The 18,827-nt window shown below is 35.6% G+C and carries 20 protein-coding genes; 15 read left to right on the forward strand and 5 right to left on the reverse strand.

Going from position 1 to position 18,827, the window contains the following annotated elements; genetic code table 11:
• Position 1: 1 nt before the first annotated feature.
• Positions 2-562: a DUF6705 family protein gene (locus tag VIX88_RS05290; protein WP_127919871.1), complete on the forward strand. Its 561-nt coding sequence runs from the start codon at positions 2-4 to the stop codon at positions 560-562.
• A gap of 86 nt (positions 563-648) precedes the next feature.
• Here VIX88_RS05290 and VIX88_RS05295 read toward each other — a convergent pair whose 3' ends face one another.
• Positions 649-1,527 carry an IS982-like element ISRa1 family transposase gene (locus VIX88_RS05295; RefSeq protein ID WP_127919818.1) on the reverse strand — a complete coding sequence of 293 codons (879 nt, stop codon included), beginning with the start codon at positions 1,525-1,527 and terminating at the stop codon, positions 649-651.
• 55 nt (positions 1,528-1,582) lie between these two features.
• Between VIX88_RS05295 and VIX88_RS05300 the strand changes: the two genes are divergently transcribed.
• Together VIX88_RS05300 and VIX88_RS05305 are read left to right on the forward strand one after the other, a co-directional pair.
• The gene (locus VIX88_RS05300) at positions 1,583-2,155 is read left to right on the forward strand and encodes a DUF6705 family protein (RefSeq protein ID WP_127919873.1); all 573 of its coding nucleotides are present in this window, start codon (positions 1,583-1,585) and stop codon (positions 2,153-2,155) included.
• Positions 2,156-2,206: 51 nt separating this feature from the next.
• Positions 2,207-2,767 (forward strand): DUF6705 family protein, encoded by a 561-nt coding sequence (locus VIX88_RS05305; protein ID WP_064970466.1) that lies wholly within the window; start codon positions 2,207-2,209, stop codon positions 2,765-2,767.
• 84 nt (positions 2,768-2,851) lie between these two features.
• Here the strand turns inward: VIX88_RS05305 and metK are convergent, their stop codons facing one another.
• The 3 genes from metK to VIX88_RS05320 form a co-directional block, all read right to left on the reverse strand.
• Complete coding sequence (metK, locus tag VIX88_RS05310) at positions 2,852-4,132, reverse strand: methionine adenosyltransferase (RefSeq protein WP_064970465.1); 1,281 nt, start codon at positions 4,130-4,132, stop codon at positions 2,852-2,854.
• Between the two features lie 170 nt (positions 4,133-4,302).
• On the reverse strand, positions 4,303-5,862 hold the full coding sequence (locus tag VIX88_RS05315) for a phosphoethanolamine transferase (RefSeq protein WP_064970464.1): 1,560 nt from the start codon (positions 5,860-5,862) through the stop codon (positions 4,303-4,305).
• Positions 5,863-5,868: 6 nt separating this feature from the next.
• Positions 5,869-6,819 (reverse strand): hydrogen peroxide-inducible genes activator, encoded by a 951-nt coding sequence (locus VIX88_RS05320; RefSeq protein WP_014937502.1) that lies wholly within the window; start codon positions 6,817-6,819, stop codon positions 5,869-5,871.
• Between the two features lie 138 nt (positions 6,820-6,957).
• On the opposite strand from VIX88_RS05320, the gene VIX88_RS05325 reads away from it, so the two are divergent.
• From VIX88_RS05325 to uvrC, 12 genes are all read left to right on the forward strand, one after another.
• Entirely contained in the window at positions 6,958-8,445 is a 1,488-nt protein-coding gene (locus tag VIX88_RS05325) for a catalase (protein WP_222535154.1), read from the forward strand.
• A gap of 51 nt (positions 8,446-8,496) precedes the next feature.
• Positions 8,497-9,645, forward strand: coding sequence for an aldo/keto reductase (locus VIX88_RS05330; RefSeq protein WP_014937504.1), 1,149 nt, complete (start codon positions 8,497-8,499; stop codon positions 9,643-9,645).
• An 11-nt stretch (positions 9,646-9,656) separates the two neighbouring features.
• The gene (locus VIX88_RS05335; RefSeq protein WP_014937505.1) at positions 9,657-10,421 is read left to right on the forward strand and encodes an enoyl-CoA hydratase/isomerase family protein; all 765 of its coding nucleotides are present in this window, start codon (positions 9,657-9,659) and stop codon (positions 10,419-10,421) included.
• A 25-nt stretch (positions 10,422-10,446) separates the two neighbouring features.
• Positions 10,447-10,878, forward strand: a complete 432-nt coding sequence (locus tag VIX88_RS05340; protein WP_004916535.1) for a deoxycytidylate deaminase — start codon at positions 10,447-10,449, stop codon at positions 10,876-10,878.
• Complete coding sequence (gene xerD, locus VIX88_RS05345; protein WP_064970463.1) at positions 10,879-11,790, forward strand: site-specific tyrosine recombinase XerD; 912 nt, start codon at positions 10,879-10,881, stop codon at positions 11,788-11,790.
• Positions 11,791-11,794: 4 nt separating this feature from the next.
• The gene (locus VIX88_RS05350) at positions 11,795-12,307 is read left to right on the forward strand and encodes an NUDIX hydrolase (RefSeq protein ID WP_064970462.1); all 513 of its coding nucleotides are present in this window, start codon (positions 11,795-11,797) and stop codon (positions 12,305-12,307) included.
• Between the two features lie 78 nt (positions 12,308-12,385).
• On the forward strand, positions 12,386-12,892 hold the full coding sequence (locus VIX88_RS05355; protein WP_214194119.1) for a ferritin: 507 nt from the start codon (positions 12,386-12,388) through the stop codon (positions 12,890-12,892).
• A gap of 163 nt (positions 12,893-13,055) precedes the next feature.
• On the forward strand, positions 13,056-14,078 hold the full coding sequence (gene ruvB, locus VIX88_RS05360) for a Holliday junction branch migration DNA helicase RuvB (protein ID WP_064970460.1): 1,023 nt from the start codon (positions 13,056-13,058) through the stop codon (positions 14,076-14,078).
• 38 nt (positions 14,079-14,116) lie between these two features.
• Positions 14,117-14,983, forward strand: coding sequence for an MBL fold metallo-hydrolase (locus tag VIX88_RS05365; protein WP_038693534.1), 867 nt, complete (start codon positions 14,117-14,119; stop codon positions 14,981-14,983).
• 15 nt (positions 14,984-14,998) lie between these two features.
• Positions 14,999-15,589, forward strand: coding sequence for a dephospho-CoA kinase (coaE, locus tag VIX88_RS05370; protein ID WP_004916520.1), 591 nt, complete (start codon positions 14,999-15,001; stop codon positions 15,587-15,589).
• Positions 15,590-15,601: 12 nt separating this feature from the next.
• Entirely contained in the window at positions 15,602-16,591 is a 990-nt protein-coding gene (locus tag VIX88_RS05375) for a cation diffusion facilitator family transporter (RefSeq protein WP_038693536.1), read from the forward strand.
• Positions 16,592-16,610: 19 nt separating this feature from the next.
• Entirely contained in the window at positions 16,611-18,401 is a 1,791-nt protein-coding gene (gene uvrC, locus VIX88_RS05380; protein WP_185114011.1) for an excinuclease ABC subunit UvrC, read from the forward strand.
• Here uvrC and VIX88_RS05385 read toward each other — a convergent pair.
• On the reverse strand, positions 18,391-18,801 hold the full coding sequence (locus VIX88_RS05385) for a VanZ family protein (protein WP_004916514.1): 411 nt from the start codon (positions 18,799-18,801) through the stop codon (positions 18,391-18,393). The genes uvrC and VIX88_RS05385 overlap by 11 nt on opposite strands.
• Positions 18,802-18,827: the final 26 nt, after the last annotated feature.

Consider the following 18,827-nt stretch of genomic DNA (forward strand, 5'->3'; position numbering starts at 1 on the left):
TATGAAACAATTTATTTTAATCATTACCCTGTTAATGACTTGGTTTTGTAAATCACAAACTTATACACTAAGAACCTATGGAATAAATTTCCCTAAAGACAGCTATGTAAAGGACACCCAAAATGAATTACCTGCCTATGAAGGAACTTGGAAAGGAACTTGGGACGGAAAAACAATTCTCATAACATTTAAAAAGATAAAATATTATAAATGGTTTTTAAATGATAAGGCTTACTACGCTGATATATTGGTAGGAAAATTTAAAGTAATAGACCAAAATAATAAAGTTCTATTTGATAACACCAATATATCCGATACCGAAGCAAAAATTAAAGGAGGAAATTTCAGAAGAAACAAAAATGGATATTACTTAACATATATAGATAGAGATATTTGTGGTCTGAATGGGCATATGACCATTTATTTTACAGACCATACAAAAAGTAGGTTACAATGGAACTTCTATGAGGGTAGTAATCTTATTACACCAGATTGCCCTTATTATAATGCAGCGGTATTTCCTCAACCGCTACCAAAAGATCTTGTTTTAGTAAAACAATAAAAAACACATAAAGCCCAGCTTTATAAAGTTGGGCTTTTAGCAAAAACTATTATGAAACAATTTATTTTAATCACTCGTTGTGCATTTTAAATAATACTGATTTTTAGATGATTTAATTTTCTTTGGAAGATAAATTTATTGATATATTGAATAACCGTTGCGGCGGTTATTTTACTGATTATCCTTGTTTTAAAGCCTTCAAAAGTTTTAGCATTGTTTCTTTTAATCATAAATTGGTCGCAAAGTTGAGAGAAAAATGTCTCAATTCGTTTTCGCTTTTTCTTGTACAATGAAAATTGAGGAATATAATCTTTCTGATTACTTCTCATTGGTGTATCTAATTTAATATTAGCATAGTTAAATAAATCTATTTGAACTTTTGCTGATAAATAGCCTCTATCTCCAATTAAAGTACAGTTTCGCATTTGCTCACCAATATCTTTTAAATAGTGGATGTCGTGAACGGATGCAGGGCTTATATCAAAATTCTTAATCACACCATTTAAAGAACATACTGCGTGTAGTTTATAGCCATAGAAATATAATTTCTGTGAAGCACAATAACCATATGTTGGTGAAGAATAGGATTGCTCTTTACAAATTTTTGAACGAGTAGAACGAGCGTTTTCACAAACTTTCATTGGCATGCTATCAACGATAAAAATATCTTCAAACTCATTGAACTCCATCGAAATACGCTGTCTAATTTGCTCTGTTTGTAGGGATAGTCTTCGTTTTCGCTTATTGTAAACACTTCTTTCAATTTTGTTTATCAGAGAGTTTGGCAATTTTCTAAAGAACTGTAATTCGCTATCAATACTCAAGTATTCAGCAGTAATATTAAGACTTATGACTTCTAAATCGCTCATTTTAGGTGTTCTTCTCTGATAACTAATCAGTTGATTTTCTGAAAAAAGTCCTAAAACTTCCAAAATTCTTTCATATATTTGCTCTATGTTGTTCATTTATATCGTTTTATAGCAAAAACAATATACTGATTTTCAGTCTAATAAACAACTCTTGTTTTTTTCATTTCATAATGCACAACGGGTTTTAATCATTACCCTGTTAATGACTTGGTTTTGTAAATCACAAACTTATACACTAAGAACCTATGGAATAAATTTCCCTAAAGACAGCTATGTAAAGGACACCAAAAATGAATTACCTGCTTATGAAGGAACTTGGAAAGGAACTTGGGACGGAAAAACAATTCTCATAACATTTAAAAAAGAAACTAATATTTATGACTCTATTTTCGGTATTTATAGAGATTTTTTAATTGCTAAGTTTAAAGTATTAGATCAGAATAATAGAATTTTATTTGACAATACGAATTTATCCGATCAAGATTCTAAAATAGAAGGAGGAAAATTCAGAAAAAAAGATGATAGATATTCCTTAAACTACCATGATAAAGACATCTGTGGTCTTTGGGGCTTTATCACGATTTATTTTACAGACCATACAAAAAGTAGGTTACAATGGAACTTCTATGAGGGTAGTAATCTTATTACACCAGATTGTCCTTATTATAATGCAGCGGTATTTCCTCAACCGCTACCAAAAGACCTTGTTTTAGTAAAACAATAAAAAACACATAAAGCCCAGCTTTATAAAGTTGGGCTTTTAGCAAAAACTATTATGAAACAGTTTATTTTAATTGCTACTATGTTAGCAGCTTGGTTTTGTAAATCACAAACTTATACACTAAGAACCTATGGAATAAATTTCCCTAAAGACAGCTATGTAAAGGACACCAAAAATGAATTACCTGCTTATGAAGGAACTTGGAAAGGAACTTGGGACGGAAAAACAATTCTCATAACATTTAGGAAAGTAAAAAAATACTTAACACATAAAGTATCCAATGAATACTTCAGAGATATGTTAATAGGAAAATTTAAGGTAATGGATCAAAATAACAGAATTTTATTTGACAACTCTTATTTGTCTGATCAAGATACCAAGATAGAAGGTTGGGGATTCAGAAAAAAAGATGATAGATATTCCTTAAACTACCATGATAAAGACATCTGTGGTCTTTGGGGCTTTATCACGATTTATTTTACAGACCATACAAGAAGTAGGTTACAATGGAACTTCTATGAGGGTAGTAATCTTATTACGCCAGATTGCCCTTATTATAATGCCGCGGTATTTCCTCAACCGCTACCAAAAGACCTTGTTTTAGTAAAACAATAAAAAACATATAAAGCCCAGCTTTATAAAGTTGGGCTTTATCGTTTTAGTAAATATCGTCGTCAATGATACGAACTCAACACGGTATTAAAGGTCAAAAACCCTCTTAATATCCTCTACCCTATCCAATTTCTCCCAAGTAAAGAACTCTAAATCTTTTACCACAAGTTCATTTTCTTTCCCTTCATTAAATACCTTATCCGCAATATAAGACTCCCTACCCATATGCCCATAAGCCGCCGTTTCTCTGTAGATAGGGTTTCTTAATTTTAAATTAGTTTCTATGGCGTAAGGTCTCAAATCAAAAATACCTTTTAATTTTTCCGCTATTTCCCCATCGCTATAAGGCACCTTAGAGGTTCCGTAGGTATTGATGTAAAGCCCACAAGGCTCTGCCACACCAATAGCGTAAGATACTTGAACCAGCACCTCATCTGCCACCCCAGCAGCCACTAAATTTTTAGCAATATGTCTGGTAGCATACGCTGCACTTCGGTCTACTTTAGAAGGGTCTTTACCCGAAAAAGCACCACCACCGTGAGCTCCTTTACCACCGTAAGTATCTACAATGATTTTCCTACCCGTAAGCCCTGTATCACCGTGTGGCCCTCCAATTACAAACTTCCCTGTAGGATTGATATGGTATTTAATATCATTGTTAAATAACTTCTGTATCTCTAGTTTTTGCTTAGCAACCACTCTAGGAATAAGAATTTCCGTTAAGTCTTTTCTAATTTGGGCTAACATAGTATCATCATCAGAAAACTCATCGTGCTGAGTGGATATTACAATACTATCAATTCGGATAGGCTTATGGTCATCAGAATACTCTATGGTTACCTGACTTTTAGCATCAGGGCGAAGGTAGTTTATTTCCGTTCCTTCTCTTCTAATTGCAGAGAGTTCTCTCAAAATAGCATGTGCCAAATCTAAAGCCAAAGGCATATAGTTATCGGTTTCATTGGTTGCATAACCGAACATCATTCCCTGGTCGCCTGCCCCTTGAGCTTGAGCTTTTGCTTCAAAATTATCTTCGGTTACCACTCTATCAACCCCTTGGTTAATCTCTGGCGATTGCTCGTGGATGGCAGACAAAACCCCACAAGAATCTCCATTAAACATATACTCGCCTTTGGTATAACCTATCTCGTTAATAACCTCTCTGGCAATGGTTTGCACATCTAAGTAAGCCGAAGATTTAACCTCTCCTGCCAAAATAACTTGCCCTGTGGTTACTAAAGTTTCACAAGCCACTTTTGCTTTCTCATCGTAGGCAAGAAAATGGTCTATTAAAGCATCAGAAATTTGGTCTGCAATTTTATCAGGATGTCCTTCTGAAACGGATTCAGATGTGAATAAATACGGCATATTTTTTATTATTTAATTAAAATTAATACTAAAAATAAGACCGAAGAACATCAAAAAGAAACTAAAATAGAAATCTGTTTTAGCATTTTTTAGTGAGGTTGCAATCAGTCAAATTTTTCCTCTTTACTTTGAATTTGCAAAGTTATAAAAGTTTTTATTTATAGCAAAAACTATTTAAGCTCCTCGTACTTTATAGCTTTCATATCTAATTTTAAATATTTCCCTTGATTATTAACTACCTTAGGATTACTTACCCCCATAAGCTCTAAAACGGTTTTGTAGATGATACTTGTTGATACAACTTTATTTACCTCAACACCTCTATTTTTAGTTTTATATAGCGGTGAGTACCATATAAAGAAAGGCACCTGAACCGCTTCTCTGTAGTCCCCGTGAATATACTTATCATCTTTTTTGATTTGACCGTGGTCTGAAACATAGACTAATACAGAGTTTGTTTTCTCAATCTGCTTCATCACTTCCCCCATTACCTTATCGGTATATCTTATAGAATTGTCGTAACAATTATCCAATTGCCCTTGAAATTTCCAATATTCTTCCTTCTCTGGATATTTATCACAAGAATAAGGGTGACTACCATTGATGTGCATTATAATCACCTTCCTTTTTTTTGAATTTTTATTTAGAGAAAGTACACTCGATAGCTCCGGGATTAAACTTTCATCAAACCCGCCAATCCATTTTTTATTCTTAGAGAAAGACGCTATTGCCGTTATTCCTGCCGCTCCACCTTGTGTACTAAGCCAATAGGTATCGTATCCTTGATGATTAGCTACATTCACAATATTATCACTAATAGACAAGATATTTTCTTTGTAGTTATCTATATCAATGTTACTTAGAATAATGGGTACCGCTAAGTTAGTAATAGCCGCTGGAGAATATGCATTATTATAAATTTTCATATTATGTTTCTCAGAAACTGCTATGGGCGTAGTATTTCTTCCATAGCCATACAACGACATATTTTGCTTTCTTGCAGACTCTCCAATTAAAATCACAATATTTTGAGGTAATTCTTCTCCACTATCTAACGGAGACAAATTATAATGGACTTTATTCTCTGTTATTAGCTTTAGCTCTTCTCTTAGGTTATATGCTCTTTGTAAATCACTAGCATGGTAGAAGACATTTTTAATCATACTACCCCCCCCTTTATTACTGATATACTGATGTTTAGCATAAAAAAGTAGCGGTAACAATACCCAAACAAACGAATATAGATATATTGGCATTCTTTTGAAGTTGTATATTTTATTTGATAGCTCTCTAATAAAAACAAATGCTAAAACTACAAACGATACAGCCGCTATAATAGGTAGTATTAAAGTTTTAGACATACTAAGGCTTTCCGAGAGATTCGTATCTAATACGCTCATTATCATTCCTACATTAAACCCTTGCTCATATATAAACAAACACGATGCAGAAATCATAAAATTAGCTCCGAGCAAAAGCAATAGTAAAAAAACTATCGATTTGAAAAAATAGTTCCCTCTATATAAAATACTACAAAAAGTAATTATCGAAAAAAACATCACACCATACTCCACAACATTCCTCACCACATCTAGTGTATCAACACTCTTAGTAGAACCGTCTAACAGATAAGGATACGACGAAAAAAAAACAACTATATACATCACAAAAGACAACAGCCCAAATAGATAGATTTTTTTGCTATTAAATGTACTATAAAAGGAAGTCATATTCTTTTAATCTGGTCTAATGTTAATATAATCTTTTGGAGCTTGTATGTAGTTAAGTTTCGGCTGAACCGACTCTCTCACCACTTTTACAAACTCATCTAAAATTTTCTGCTTATAGGTAGGTTTATAATAGATTAAACTAATTTCTCTATAAGGAAAAGGCTTTCTGAACCTTGATATTTTAGCCTTTTGAGTGTTCTCTAACTGATTAGCCGCAAGTTCAGGCAACAATGTAATTCCTCCCACTCTATCCACGATTTGAAGTAAAGAACTGATACTCGTTGCTTTAAAATCAAGATTATTAGGTTTTAATCTATTCTCTTTAAGATTACATATATTCTCAAATTGAGTCGTCAGGCAATTCCCCTCTTCCAAAAGCCATATTTTATCCGCTTTTATATCTTGAGGAAGTACAAATTTACTCTCATTTTCTCCACCATACTCAGAAGAGTACAGCATCAATTCTTCATTAAACAAAACATCTTTAAAAAACTCATCAGCATCGTGGTGAGGTGTCGCAATGATACCTGCATCTATCTCGCCTGATTTCAATGCCTTTATCACACTATCCGTATTGAGTTCCTTTACTTCCATTTCTATATTGGGATTTTGTGATAGAAAATCAAAAATTTCCACAGGAAGTATAAACGGAGACACCGTAGGGATAATACCCAACACCACCTTACCCGCCAAAATATTATTAAGACTGTTCGCCTTATTTTTCATCTCATTAATCTCATCAATAATTCTATAAGCATATTGCAGGATTTCCTTACCTGCATCTGTGGTTCTTATTGGATGAGTCGAGCGGTCAAATATTTTAACATCTAGCTCTTCTTCCAATTTCTGTATCATCGCACTAAGCGTAGGCTGAGTGATAAAACAAGCCTGAGCTGCTTTACCAAAATGCTTGTGTTTATCCACAGAAATGAGGTATTCTAATTGCTGAACATTCATTATTTAATAGAATTGTAAATAAGGTTTCCCTAAAATTTTTCTACGCAAATATACTAATGTTTATTCATTTTATACCTAAATTTGTTTAATTTTACAGACTAACAACCACTTACTTTTAAGCTAAAAAACAATACAAATATGTCTCATAAAAAACTCACCACCGACTCTGGAAGTCCTTACTACGAATACGAAGACTCACAGACTGTAGGCTCTAGAGGTCCTGTCCTATTACAAGATTTTGTTTTACAGGAAAAACTGGCACATTTCGTAAGAGAAAGAATACCAGAAAGAGTAGTACATGCAAAAGGGACAGGAGCTTACGGAACATTTACCGTAACCAATGATATTACCAAATATACTAAAGCTAAACTCTTCTCTAAAGTAGGTAACACTTGCAAGATGTTTGCTCGTTTCTCGACGGTGGGTGGTGAGAAAGGTAGTGCCGATACCGAAAGAGACCCTAGAGGCTTCGCTCTTAAATTTTATACAGAAGACGGAAATTGGGATTTAGTAGGCAACAATACACCTGTATTTTTTATTAAAGATGCCAAAAAATTCTCCGACTTCATTCATACACAGAAAAGACACCCAAAAACCAACCTTAAAAGCCACACCATGATGTGGGATTTTTGGTCACTTAACCCTGAATCTCTTCATCAAGTGCTTATACTGATGTCAGATAGAGGTACACCTTACAGCTATCGTCATATGCACGGCTTTGGCTCTCACACCTTTTCTATGATTGACACTAATAATGAAAGGGTTTGGGTAAAATTCCATTTTAAAACCAAACAAAGCATTAGAAACTTCACCGATGAGGAAGCCGTGAAAATGAAAGGTGAAAACCCAGACTTTGCCCAAGAAGACCTTGTGAATGCAATAGAAAGTGGCAACTTCCCTAAATGGACACTCTACATACAGATAATGACTGAAGAACAGGCTAATGAATTCCGTTGGAATCCTTTTGATGTCACCAAAGTTTGGCCTCATAGCGAGTTTCCTTTAATAGAAGTGGGAGAAATGGAACTCAACAAAATCCCTGATAACTATTTTGCCGAAGTAGAACAATCTGTTTTTGCTCCTAGCAATATCATTGATGGTATTGGACTTTCTCCTGACAAAATGCTACAAGGACGCATCTTTTCCTATCCAGATGCACATCGTTATAGAGTGGGCGTTAATGCTTATCAGTTGCAGGTTAATCGCTGTCCGTTCTCGGTAAATCATTATCATAGAGATGGTGCAATGGCAGATGCTTCAAACTATAAAGACAGTCCTAACTATTACCCAAATAGCTTTGATGATATAAAACCTGACTCGTCCTACAAAGCTCACGAATATCATTTAGATAATAATAAAGTGGCTTTTTTCAACCGAAATGAAAATGATGATGACCATTTTACACAACCTGGATTACTTTATTCCAAAGCGATGGACGACCAAGCTAGAACCAACCTTGTAAAAAATATTATAAACCATATGCAAAAAATTGATGGTGAAAGAAGAGAGGAAATCATCAATAGACAACTCTGCCATTTCTTCCGTGCTAATTTAGACTTAGGAATGAAAGTAGCTTCTGGACTTGGCATCAGTATCAATTTCAATGAAATGCATCAACAGAGATAAGACTCTTCATTATTTTTTTGTATATTAAGCTCCAAACAAAATTGCAGTAATATGAAAAGAAAAGAGTTTTTACAAAATTTAGGTTTAGGCGTATTATCAGCAGCAGTACCTACTACTTTGTTAGGTCAAAGCACTGTTGTAAACAATGAAGACCACGAGACCATTGATGAATATAATGAGGAAATGCCTCCTCTAAACGATGGCAACAACCTTAATAAAGTACTAGGGCTTGGTGGTGTTCCGTTAGCAGGAGCTTGGAAGCCTACCTCAGAAGAAGACGCACTAAAAACTCTAGAAAAAGCCTGGGAATTAGGCGTTCGTTATTACGATACATCTCCTAGATACGGCAACGGAATTAGTGAGAGGAGATTTGGTGTTTTTCTGGACGACAAACCTTCGGATAAATATATTTTATCCAGCAAAGTGGGAAGAATTTTAAAACCTGGCATCGCTCCAAAGGAACAAATTAAACATCTTTGGAAAAACCCAATGAATGCCGTTTTCAATTACGATTATACAGCGAGTGGAGCTAGAAAATCAATAGAAGACAGCCTATTAAGGTTGGGCGTTCAGAAGTTGGATTTTGTTTTTATTCACGATTTAAACCCTGCTAATTTTAGCTCTAAAGAAGAGTATCAAAACTATTTTGAAGAAGCTAAAAAAGGAGCTATCCCCGAGCTTGCCAAAATGAAGGAAGAAGGCATCATCAAAGGTTGGGGCTTTGGCATCAATCAGCCTGATGCGGTTTTGGAAGCATTGAATTTCTCACAACCAGACATTTGTCTAATGGCAACACAATACTCTCTGCTAGACCACAAACAAGCACTAAATAAAACCTTCCCTACCTTACAAAAAAATAAAGTAAAAATTGTACTTGGTTCTCCACTAAACTGTGGTTATCTTGCAGGAAATGAAACTTGGAACTACTCTCCCAACCCAGCTCCTAAAGAAATTGCAGAAAAAAGAAAACAACTACAAGCCGTAGCTACCAAATACGGTGCTGACCTAAGAACCGCTGCTCTACAATTTGCAATGGCACACCCTGCCGTAGTTTCTGTACTCACAGGTTGTAGAAATGCAGAACAGATTTACAAGAATTTCATTTCGTTACATGGAAACGAAATCATCCACAAAGCCTTTTGGAGTGAGTTAAAAACTTTAGGACTAATTGAGAAAAATGCTCCTACTCCAACCATTTAAAAACAAAAATTATGTATCAGTATATTATCATAGAAAAGGAAGAGAAAATCGCTACCATTACCATCAATAGACCAGAGAGTCTTAACGCCCTTAATGCTATTACTATAAAAGAACTAAGCACCGCTTTAGACGAGTTAGAGTCTGACCAAAATATCAGAGCTATCATTCTCACAGGAAGTGGAGCTAAATCTTTTGTTGCAGGGGCTGACATTAAAGAGTTTAGCGATTTCAACACACCAAAAGCGGAAGAATTAGCAAGAACAGGACAAAATACATTATTCAACAAAATTGAACAACTCAAAAAACCTGTCATAGCCGCTGTAAATGGGTTCGCTCTTGGAGGTGGACTTGAGTTAGCGATGGCGTGTCATATCCGCTACGCTTCGGATAATGCAAAATTAGGTTTACCAGAAGTTACTTTAGGGCTTATTCCTGGATATGGCGGTACCCAAAGGCTACCTAAATTGGTAGGTAAAGGTATTGCTAACGAGATGATATTTTCCGCAAAAATGATTTCGGCAGAAAAAGCCAAAGAAATTGGTTTGGTAAACGAAGTTTTCCCTCAAGAAGAACTTTTACCTCAAACTAGACTACTAGCCGAAACTATTGCTAAAAACTCACCACAAGGCATTAGCAAAGCAATAGAAGCCATTAATGCATCAAATAGTAACAACGGCTACGAAGTAGAAATAAAAGCCTTTGGAGAGTTATTTGAAATGGAAGATAAAAAGGAAGGAGTTGCTGCTTTTTTAGAAAAAAGAAAACCTAACTTTTAAACAAAAAATTCCAAAAACATCTTTAATGGAATCACATAATAAATTTGACATCGCTTACCTTAAAATGGCTCAAGAATGGGCCAAACTTTCCTACTGCAAAAGAAAACAAGTGGGAGCTCTTATTGTAAAAGACCGCACCATTATTTCAGACGGCTACAACGGCACGCCTTCTGGACTAGAAAATTGCTGTGAAGATGAGCAAGGGCAAACCAAATGGTATGTATTACACGCTGAAGCCAACGCCATTCTAAAACTCGCGAGAACCACACAAACTGCAGAAGGTGCTACACTTTACCTTACACTTTCGCCTTGCAAAGAATGTAGCAAACTCATCTACCAATCAGGAATTAAAAGATTAGTTTATATAGACCATTATTCCGACGAAGAAGGACTTACTTTCCTTAAAAATGCAGGAGTGGAGGTAACTCAAATCACGCAAGATTTGCTAGAAAATTAAATGGATTGGAACGAGCGAATACAAGACTTTGCAAATGCTCTAAAGTTTGAAAAAAACCTTTCAAACAATACCATTGATGCCTATACTAGAGATATAAAAAAACTGCAATATTTCGCTGAAAATAAACTAAACGATACTTCCGCTTTAGATATTTCTTACGAACAAATACAAGAATATCTTTACCAAATATCTAAAAACTACACCAATGAAAGAAGTCAGTCTAGATGGATTTCTTCTATAAAAGCTTTTTTTAAATTTCTACACGAAGACGAATTAAGGGCCGACAACCCTGCAAGACTACTCGAAACTCCAAAGCTAGGTTTATACCTCCCTGATACTCTAAGTTTTGAGGAAATAGAAAGTCTTATAGAGGCTATAGATAAAACAACCTCTTTAGGTAAAAGAAACCACACCATTATAGAAACGCTCTATGGTTGTGGACTAAGGGTTTCCGAATTGGTAGAATTAAAAATTTCCAACCTCAACTTTGAAGAAGAATTTATAATTGTGGACGGAAAAGGTGGCAAAACTCGACTCGTTCCTTTAGCTCAATATACAGCTAAACTTATCAAGGATTACCTTTTAGAAGTTAGGTCTGAAATAAAAATCAATCCAAAGCACTCTGATATTTTATTTTTGAATAGGCGAGGCTCTAAGCTCACTCGTGTGATGGTGTTTATCATCATTAAAGATTTAGCACTACAAGCCAACATCAAAAAAAATATTTCTCCACATACCTTTAGACATTCTTTCGCGACACATTTACTGAAAAATGGTGCTGACCTTAGATACATTCAGGAAATGTTGGGACACTCTAGCATTACAACTACAGAAATTTACACCCATCTAGACAACGAAGACCTCCGAGAAACCATCATGAAATATCACCCAAGAAACAATACTAACACCTAAATATATGACATTAAAATATTGCCCCGAATGCGGAAAAGAAACATTAGTTTTTACCGACCTTAGAAAATTCTCCTGTAACGAATGTTCTTTTGTACTTTATCACAATTGTGCCGCTGCCGTAGCGGTACTCGTTACTTGCGGAAACGAAATTTTGTTCACTCGCAGAAATCAAGACCCTAAAAAAGGAATGCTAGACCTTCCTGGTGGTTTTTGTGACCCAAAAGAAACCGCAGAAAACACCTGCAAAAGAGAACTCTATGAAGAATTAAAACTTAATATAGATTCAAATAAACTCCGCTACCTTTCTAGCCAAGATAACATTTACCATTATAAGGGTATAGATTACAATACTATGGATTTATTCTTTCAATACGAACTCACTGAAAAGCCCAAACTAGAGCTAGAACTAGATGAAATAAATGAGACCATTTGGATAAACAAAAATGATTTAAACATCGAAAACCTAGCCTTTGACTCACAAAAAAGATTTTTTCAAAAATCAATACATTTAGTCTAAACACTCTATAGAAATTACATATTACTCTCTTAAAATAAGTTACAATATTTTCCTTAAATTTGTAGAAAATCTTAAATTATGATAAGTACAAAAATAGAGCAACTCATTAACGAACAAATTACAAAAGAGCAATACGCTGCACAATATTATCTATCTATGGCAGCATGGTTCCATAATCAGGATTTAGATGGTATCGCTAATTATTTTCGTGTACAAGCTAAGGAAGAATTGATACACGCAGATAAGATGTTTGACTTCCTTAATGATGTTGGTGGAAAAGTAATTTTAGGACAAGTAGACGCTCCGCCTTATGAATTTAAAGACGCTTTAGATATATTTGAAAGAGCTTTAGCCCACGAGAAAGAAGTTACCAAAAGTATCTTCAACATCTATAAAACCGCCAACGAAGAAGGAAGTTATGCTACTTCATCTTTCCTACAATGGTTCATCAATGAGCAAGTAGAGGAAGAAGCATCTGCATCTCAGTTAGTTGCTAAAATTAAAATGGTAAAAGATAACAACTCTGCACTTTATCTTTTTGACCAAGAATTAGGTCAGCGTACTTTCCAAGAAGGAGCTGAATAAAATTTTATTAAATTAAAATCTAAACATAAAAATCCTTACAGAATAAGAGCTGTGAGGATTTTTTATATTAACCAATTGTATTTCTCCCAAACTCAATTTCACATTTATTCTTTAGTTTAATTTATAACAAAACCTTATCTTTGACCTCAGATATTAGTAAGCTATGCCAGACTTCTTACATCCAGATAAAGAAAATTATTCAGCCGAAGAGCTTTTATTAGAAGAGCAAATACGCCCTCAATCATTCAAAGATTTTGCGGGGCAAAGGCGTACTTTGGATAATTTAGAAGTCTTTGTAGCAGCTGCCAAAAAACGAGGTTCTGCACTAGACCACACACTTTTGCATGGTCCTCCAGGGTTAGGGAAAACCACTCTAGCCCACATTATTGCTAATGAATTGGGCGTGGGTTTTAAAGTAACCTCTGGTCCTGTTTTAGACAAACCTGGAAGTTTGGCAGGACTCCTTACCAACTTAGAAGAAAACGATGTTCTTTTCATAGACGAAATACACCGTTTATCTCCCGTAGTAGAAGAGTACCTCTATTCCGCTATGGAAGACTACAAGATAGATATTATGCTAGAAACAGGTCCTAATGCTCGTTCAGTACAAATCAATCTTAATCCGTTTACATTGGTTGGAGCTACTACAAGAAGTGGCATGCTTACCAAACCAATGCTAGCAAGATTTGGGATACAATCTAGGTTAGAGTACTACACGGTAGAGCTTTTAGGTATGATTATCGAAAGAAGTGCTAGAGTGCTTGGCGTTCCTATTTATGAAGATGCAGCACTAGAGATAGCTAGAAGAAGCCGAGGCACTCCTAGAATTGCTAACGCTCTACTTCGCCGTGTGCGAGATTTTGCGGAAATAAAAGGCAATGGCGAGATAGAAATAAAGATAACCAAATTCGCACTAGATTCTCTCAATGTAGATGAATTTGGGCTTGATGATATGGACAACAAAATTATGAGAGTGATGATAGAAAACTTCAAAGGAAAACCTGTGGGGATTTCTGCATTAGCCACTTCTATCGGAGAAAATCCAGAGACTTTGGAAGAAGTTTATGAGCCTTTTTTAATTCAAGAAGGGTTTATCATCAGAACGCCAAGAGGTCGAGAAGTTACCGATAAGGCTTACCAACACCTTAACATCCATAGAGCTAAAAATATGAGAGAACTTTTCTAACTCTATTTTTTAATTTAAACACTAAAAAACATAACTATATGAAACTATATCCTATCCAATGCGGAAAATTTAAACTAGACGGTGGTGCTATGTTTGGAGTTGTGCCTAAATCGCTTTGGCAAAAAACCAATCCTGCTGATGAGAAAAACCTCATAGAGCTAGGTATGCGTTCACTATTGATAGAGGACGGCAAAAAACTCATCTTAGTAGACTGTGGTTTGGGAGACAAACAAGATGATAAATTCTTTGGACATTACTCTCTTTGGGGTGATGATTCTTTGGATAAAAACCTTAGAAAATATGGTTTCGTAAGGGAGGATATTACCGATGTTTTTTTAACTCACCTTCATTTTGACCACTGTGGTGGTGCCATAGAGTGGAATGACGACAAGTCTGGCTATCGCCCCGCATTCAAAAATGCTAAATTTTGGTCTAACGAAAATCATTGGGATTGGGCGGTTAATCCTAACCCTAGAGAAAAGGCTTCTTTCTTAAAAGAAAACATTTTGCCTATACAAGAAAGTGAACAGTTAGACTTTCTACCACTTCCTAAAACAGGAAATTACGGTTTTGCTCCGGAGTTAAAAATGGACGTTATCTTCGTAGATGGGCATACCGAAAAACAGATGCTCCCAGTCATCAAGTATCAAGATAAAACCATTGTTTTTGCGGCGGACTTAATCCCTACCGTGGGGCATATTCCATTAGTGTATGTTATGGGATACGACACTCGTCCTCTTCTAACGATGGAAGAGAAAGAAAAGTTTTTAAAACAATGTGTGGATAATGAGTATCTACTATTCTTTGAACACGATGCCTACCACGAACTCGCTTCTCTAAAAATGACCGAAAAAGGTGTAAGACTAGACGAAACCTTTAGCTTTAACGAAGTATTTGGCTACTAATCATTAAACCAATAAATGAAAAAAATAATTGGACTCACAGGCGGTATTGGTTCTGGAAAATCTACAGCAGCCCATTTCATAGAGAAAATGGGCTATCCTGTTTATTATTCAGATGCGAGAGCCAAAGCTATGGTTAATGATAACCTAACTTTGAAAAATGCAATTATCAATCTCCTCGGTAAGGAAGCCTATACTACCGATGCCACTTATAACAGAAAATGGGTTGCAGAGCAAGTATTTGATAATAAAGACTTATTGGAGAAATTAAACCAAATTATCCATCCAGCAGTAAAGCAAGACTTTGAAACATGGGTCACTCAGCAGAACACCGAATTTGTATTTAAAGAAACGGCTCTTTTATTTGAGTTAGGGTTGCATCAATCCTGTCACCAATCGGTTTTGGTAACTAGTGAAGACAATCTCCGTATTAAAAGAGTGATGGATAGAGACCAAAAGACCTACCGAGAGGTTGAAAACATCATTAAACAACAAATGCCCGAAAAAGACAATATAAAGTTAGCCGACTTTATCATCTATAATAATGGGACATTAGAAGAACTAGAGCAAAACACCATCACCGTTATCACACAACTCACTTCCGCTTAACCCTTTATAAATATGACACCAGAGAAAAATAAATTTACCTTCCAAAGGAGCATTGCCTTTATAGGTGTAGCTTTATTCATAGGAAAGCTTATTGCGTGGCATCTTACCAACTCCGACGCCATCTTCTCTGATGCTATGGAAAGTATTGTGAACATTATTTCTGCTTTTATGGGGCTTTACTCTCTCTATCTTGCAGCAAAACCCAAAGACCATGACCACCCTTATGGACACGGTAAGATAGAATTTCTAACCGCTGGAGCGGAAGGTGTCCTAATTATCTTCGCAGGGATACTGATTATTGTACAGTCTGCCAACTCACTCCTTAATCAAAATACCCTTCAAAAGCTAGATTGGGGGATTACTATTGTGGCTATTACCGCACTCATCAATTACATTATGGGATATATCTCTTACAAAAAAGGAAAGAGAGAAAATTCTCTAGTGCTTATGAGCTCAGGAAAACATCTCCAGTCTGATACGCTAACCACTCTAGGCGTTGTATTAAGTTTAATTCTAGTTTATATTACTAAAGTGTATTGGCTAGATGCCGTAGTGGCTTTATTTTTTGGAGGATACATTATTGTTGTGGGGTACAAAATTGTAAGAAAAGCCCTAAGCGGCATTATGGACGAAAAAGACGAAGCCCTACTCTCCGAAATTGTAAAAGTATTGCAAGATTTCCGCCGCAACGAATGGATAGATATACATAATGTAAAGGTGCAACAGTTTGGTGCTCATCTGCATATAGATGCCCACATTACACTCCCTTACTACTATACCCTAAGAGAAGCTCACCAAGAAATGGAAAAAGCCATAAAACTACTCTTGGCACACACGGAACGAACGGTAGAGTTTAACTTCCATATGGACGATTGCAAACCATTCTCCTGCGAAATTTGTCAGTTAGATTGCCCATTTCGTTCGGCTCCTTTTCAGAAACAAATCCATTGGGATATACATACCACTACACAGGTAGAGAAGCATCAACTAAGCCAAAAGTAAAATTTTGTACTTTTGCGAGGTGAATGAGACTTTAGAACTTCAGCTAAAAACTTTACCAAAAGAACCTGGCGTTTACCGTTATTATGACGAAGCGGGGCAACTGCTCTATGTAGGGAAAGCTAAAAACCTTAAAAATAGGGTGCTATCTTACTTCAATAAAAGTCAAGTAGGTTATAAGACCAAAATTATGGTAAAAAAAATCCATCGTCTAGAGGTTACCATAGTTCCTAGTGAATACGACGCCCTCCTTTTAGAAAACAACCTCATCAAGGAACATCAGCCTTTCTACAATATTATGATGAAAGACGACAAAAGTTTCCCTTGGCTGTGCATCAAAAATGAACCTTTCCCTAGGCTATTTCTTACCAGAAAACGCATTAAAGATGGCTCCGAATATTATGGTCCTTACGCTAAAGTAAAACCCGCTAGAGTACTTTTAGAAACCATTAAAAACCTCTATAAAATCAGGACTTGTACACTTAATCTTTCTGAAGATAGGATAGAGAAAGCCAATTATAAAGTCTGTTTAGAATACCACATTAAAAACTGCGAAGGTCCTTGCGAAGGTCTGGAAAGTGAGGAAGATTACGAAAAGAAAATCAATGCTGTAAGAGGAATTATAAAAGGAGATTTCCGTTTGGCAAAAGCCTACTTAGAAGAGGAGATGCTAAAACACGCCTCCAACCTAGAGTTTGAAAAAGCTCAAATGGTAAAGGAAAAATTGGAGTTTTTGGAAGATTATCAGGTTAAACACACTGTGGTTAATCCTAGTATAGATGATGTAGATGTATTTGGTATGGTGAGTGATGAAACGACGGCTTACATCAATTATTTTAAAATCAGAAATGGAAATATCGTTCAAAGTTATACTTCCGAATTCAGAAAAAAACTAGAAGAAAGCGACGAAGAAATACTAGAAGAAGCTGTAGTTGCAATTAGAGATAAATTTCAGTCTGAATCTAAGGAAATATTACTACCATTCCATTTAGGCACCGAAATTCCTCAAGTGAAACTCATCGTTCCAAAGGTGGGCGACAAAAAGAGAATTGTAGAACTTTCCGAAAAAAATGCGAGAGAATATCGTCTAGAAAAACTAAAGCAAATCCAAATTGTAGACCCTGACCGCCATACCAACCGCATTATGGCAGAAATGAAAACACTTCTTAGGCTTCCAGAAGAGCCAAGACACATTGAAGGCTTTGATAATTCTAATATTCAGGGGACTAACCCTGTATCTGCCTGTGTCGTCTTTAAAGACGGTAAACCAAGCAAGAAGGATTATCGTATTTTCCATATCAAGACCGTAGAAGGTCCTAACGACTTTGCTTCTATGGAAGAAGTGATTTACCGAAGATATAAAAGATATTTAGATGAAGGCGAGTCTCTACCTCAACTGATTTTGATAGACGGCGGTAAGGGGCAGCTAAGCTCTGCCGTTAAAAGTTTAAAAAAGTTAGATTTATATGGTAAAATCTCCATCATAGGTATTGCCAAAAGGTTGGAAGAGCTATTTTTCCCTAACGACCCTATTCCTTTATATTTAGACAAAACTTCAGAAACACTTAAGGTCTTACAAAGAGTGAGAGACGAAGCCCACCGTTTTGGAGTAAAGCACCACCGTACTAGAAGAACCAACAGCACCATAAAATCAGAACTAGAAGAAATCCCAGGTGTTGGTGCTAAATCCATAGAGCTATTGCTAAGTAAACTAAAATCAGTAAAGCGTATTAAAGAAGCCTCACAGGAAACTTTAGAGGAAATTTTGGGCAAGTCTAAAGGCAGTATAGTATGGCAGTATTTTAATGGATAGCGGTTGATATTTTACGACAACCTAAATAGCCTAATAGCACCCCAAAGGTATTTAGCAAAATATCATCTATATCAAACACACCTAGCCGTGTGAAATATTGCATACTTTCAACGATGATAATGGCAACGATAAAATCTAGTAAGAGTATCCTTAGGTTTTGATATTTAGGATCGCACCACCCTAAAAATCCAAACGGAATAAACATAATGATATTCCCAAAAATGTTAATAACTACATTTTGCCACAGCACCGATTTCTGCACAAATTCTAATGTAGAGACCAATGGCGTTAGGCGTACTATATTATAATCGTAAGGCGTTCGCCCAAATCCTACAAACATAAAGTACAAAAGCAACAAAGCGTATGGTAGTATTAAAATTTGATATAGCTTTTTTAACATAGGTTGCAAAAATATTCAATTTTAAA

The sequence above is a fragment of the Riemerella anatipestifer genome, from assembly GCF_035666175.1.
Taxonomy (GTDB): Bacteria; Bacteroidota; Bacteroidia; order Flavobacteriales; family Weeksellaceae; genus Riemerella; species Riemerella anatipestifer_D.

Bases quoted from the DNA above. Each gene is read 5' to 3' on its own strand.
- VIX88_RS05290 (WP_127919871.1), top strand. From the start codon at position 2: ATGAAACAATTTATTTTAATCATTACCCTGTTAATGACTTGGTTTTGT.
- VIX88_RS05295 (WP_127919818.1), bottom strand. From the start codon at position 1,527: ATGAACAACATAGAGCAAATATATGAAAGAATTTTGGAAGTTTTAGGA.
- VIX88_RS05305 (WP_064970466.1), top strand. From the start codon at position 2,207: ATGAAACAGTTTATTTTAATTGCTACTATGTTAGCAGCTTGGTTTTGT.
- metK (WP_064970465.1), bottom strand. From the start codon at position 4,132: ATGCCGTATTTATTCACATCTGAATCCGTTTCAGAAGGACATCCTGAT.
- VIX88_RS05315 (WP_064970464.1), bottom strand. From the start codon at position 5,862: ATGACTTCCTTTTATAGTACATTTAATAGCAAAAAAATCTATCTATTT.
- VIX88_RS05320 (WP_014937502.1), bottom strand. From the start codon at position 6,819: ATGAATGTTCAGCAATTAGAATACCTCATTTCTGTGGATAAACACAAG.
- VIX88_RS05325 (WP_222535154.1), top strand. From the start codon at position 6,958: ATGTCTCATAAAAAACTCACCACCGACTCTGGAAGTCCTTACTACGAA.
- VIX88_RS05330 (WP_014937504.1), top strand. From the start codon at position 8,497: ATGAAAAGAAAAGAGTTTTTACAAAATTTAGGTTTAGGCGTATTATCA.
- VIX88_RS05335 (WP_014937505.1), top strand. From the start codon at position 9,657: ATGTATCAGTATATTATCATAGAAAAGGAAGAGAAAATCGCTACCATT.
- VIX88_RS05340 (WP_004916535.1), top strand. From the start codon at position 10,447: ATGGAATCACATAATAAATTTGACATCGCTTACCTTAAAATGGCTCAA.
- xerD (WP_064970463.1), top strand. From the start codon at position 10,879: ATGGATTGGAACGAGCGAATACAAGACTTTGCAAATGCTCTAAAGTTT.
- VIX88_RS05350 (WP_064970462.1), top strand. From the start codon at position 11,795: ATGACATTAAAATATTGCCCCGAATGCGGAAAAGAAACATTAGTTTTT.
- VIX88_RS05355 (WP_214194119.1), top strand. From the start codon at position 12,386: ATGATAAGTACAAAAATAGAGCAACTCATTAACGAACAAATTACAAAA.
- ruvB (WP_064970460.1), top strand. From the start codon at position 13,056: ATGCCAGACTTCTTACATCCAGATAAAGAAAATTATTCAGCCGAAGAG.
- VIX88_RS05365 (WP_038693534.1), top strand. From the start codon at position 14,117: ATGAAACTATATCCTATCCAATGCGGAAAATTTAAACTAGACGGTGGT.
- coaE (WP_004916520.1), top strand. From the start codon at position 14,999: ATGAAAAAAATAATTGGACTCACAGGCGGTATTGGTTCTGGAAAATCT.
- VIX88_RS05375 (WP_038693536.1), top strand. From the start codon at position 15,602: ATGACACCAGAGAAAAATAAATTTACCTTCCAAAGGAGCATTGCCTTT.
- VIX88_RS05385 (WP_004916514.1), bottom strand. From the start codon at position 18,801: ATGTTAAAAAAGCTATATCAAATTTTAATACTACCATACGCTTTGTTG.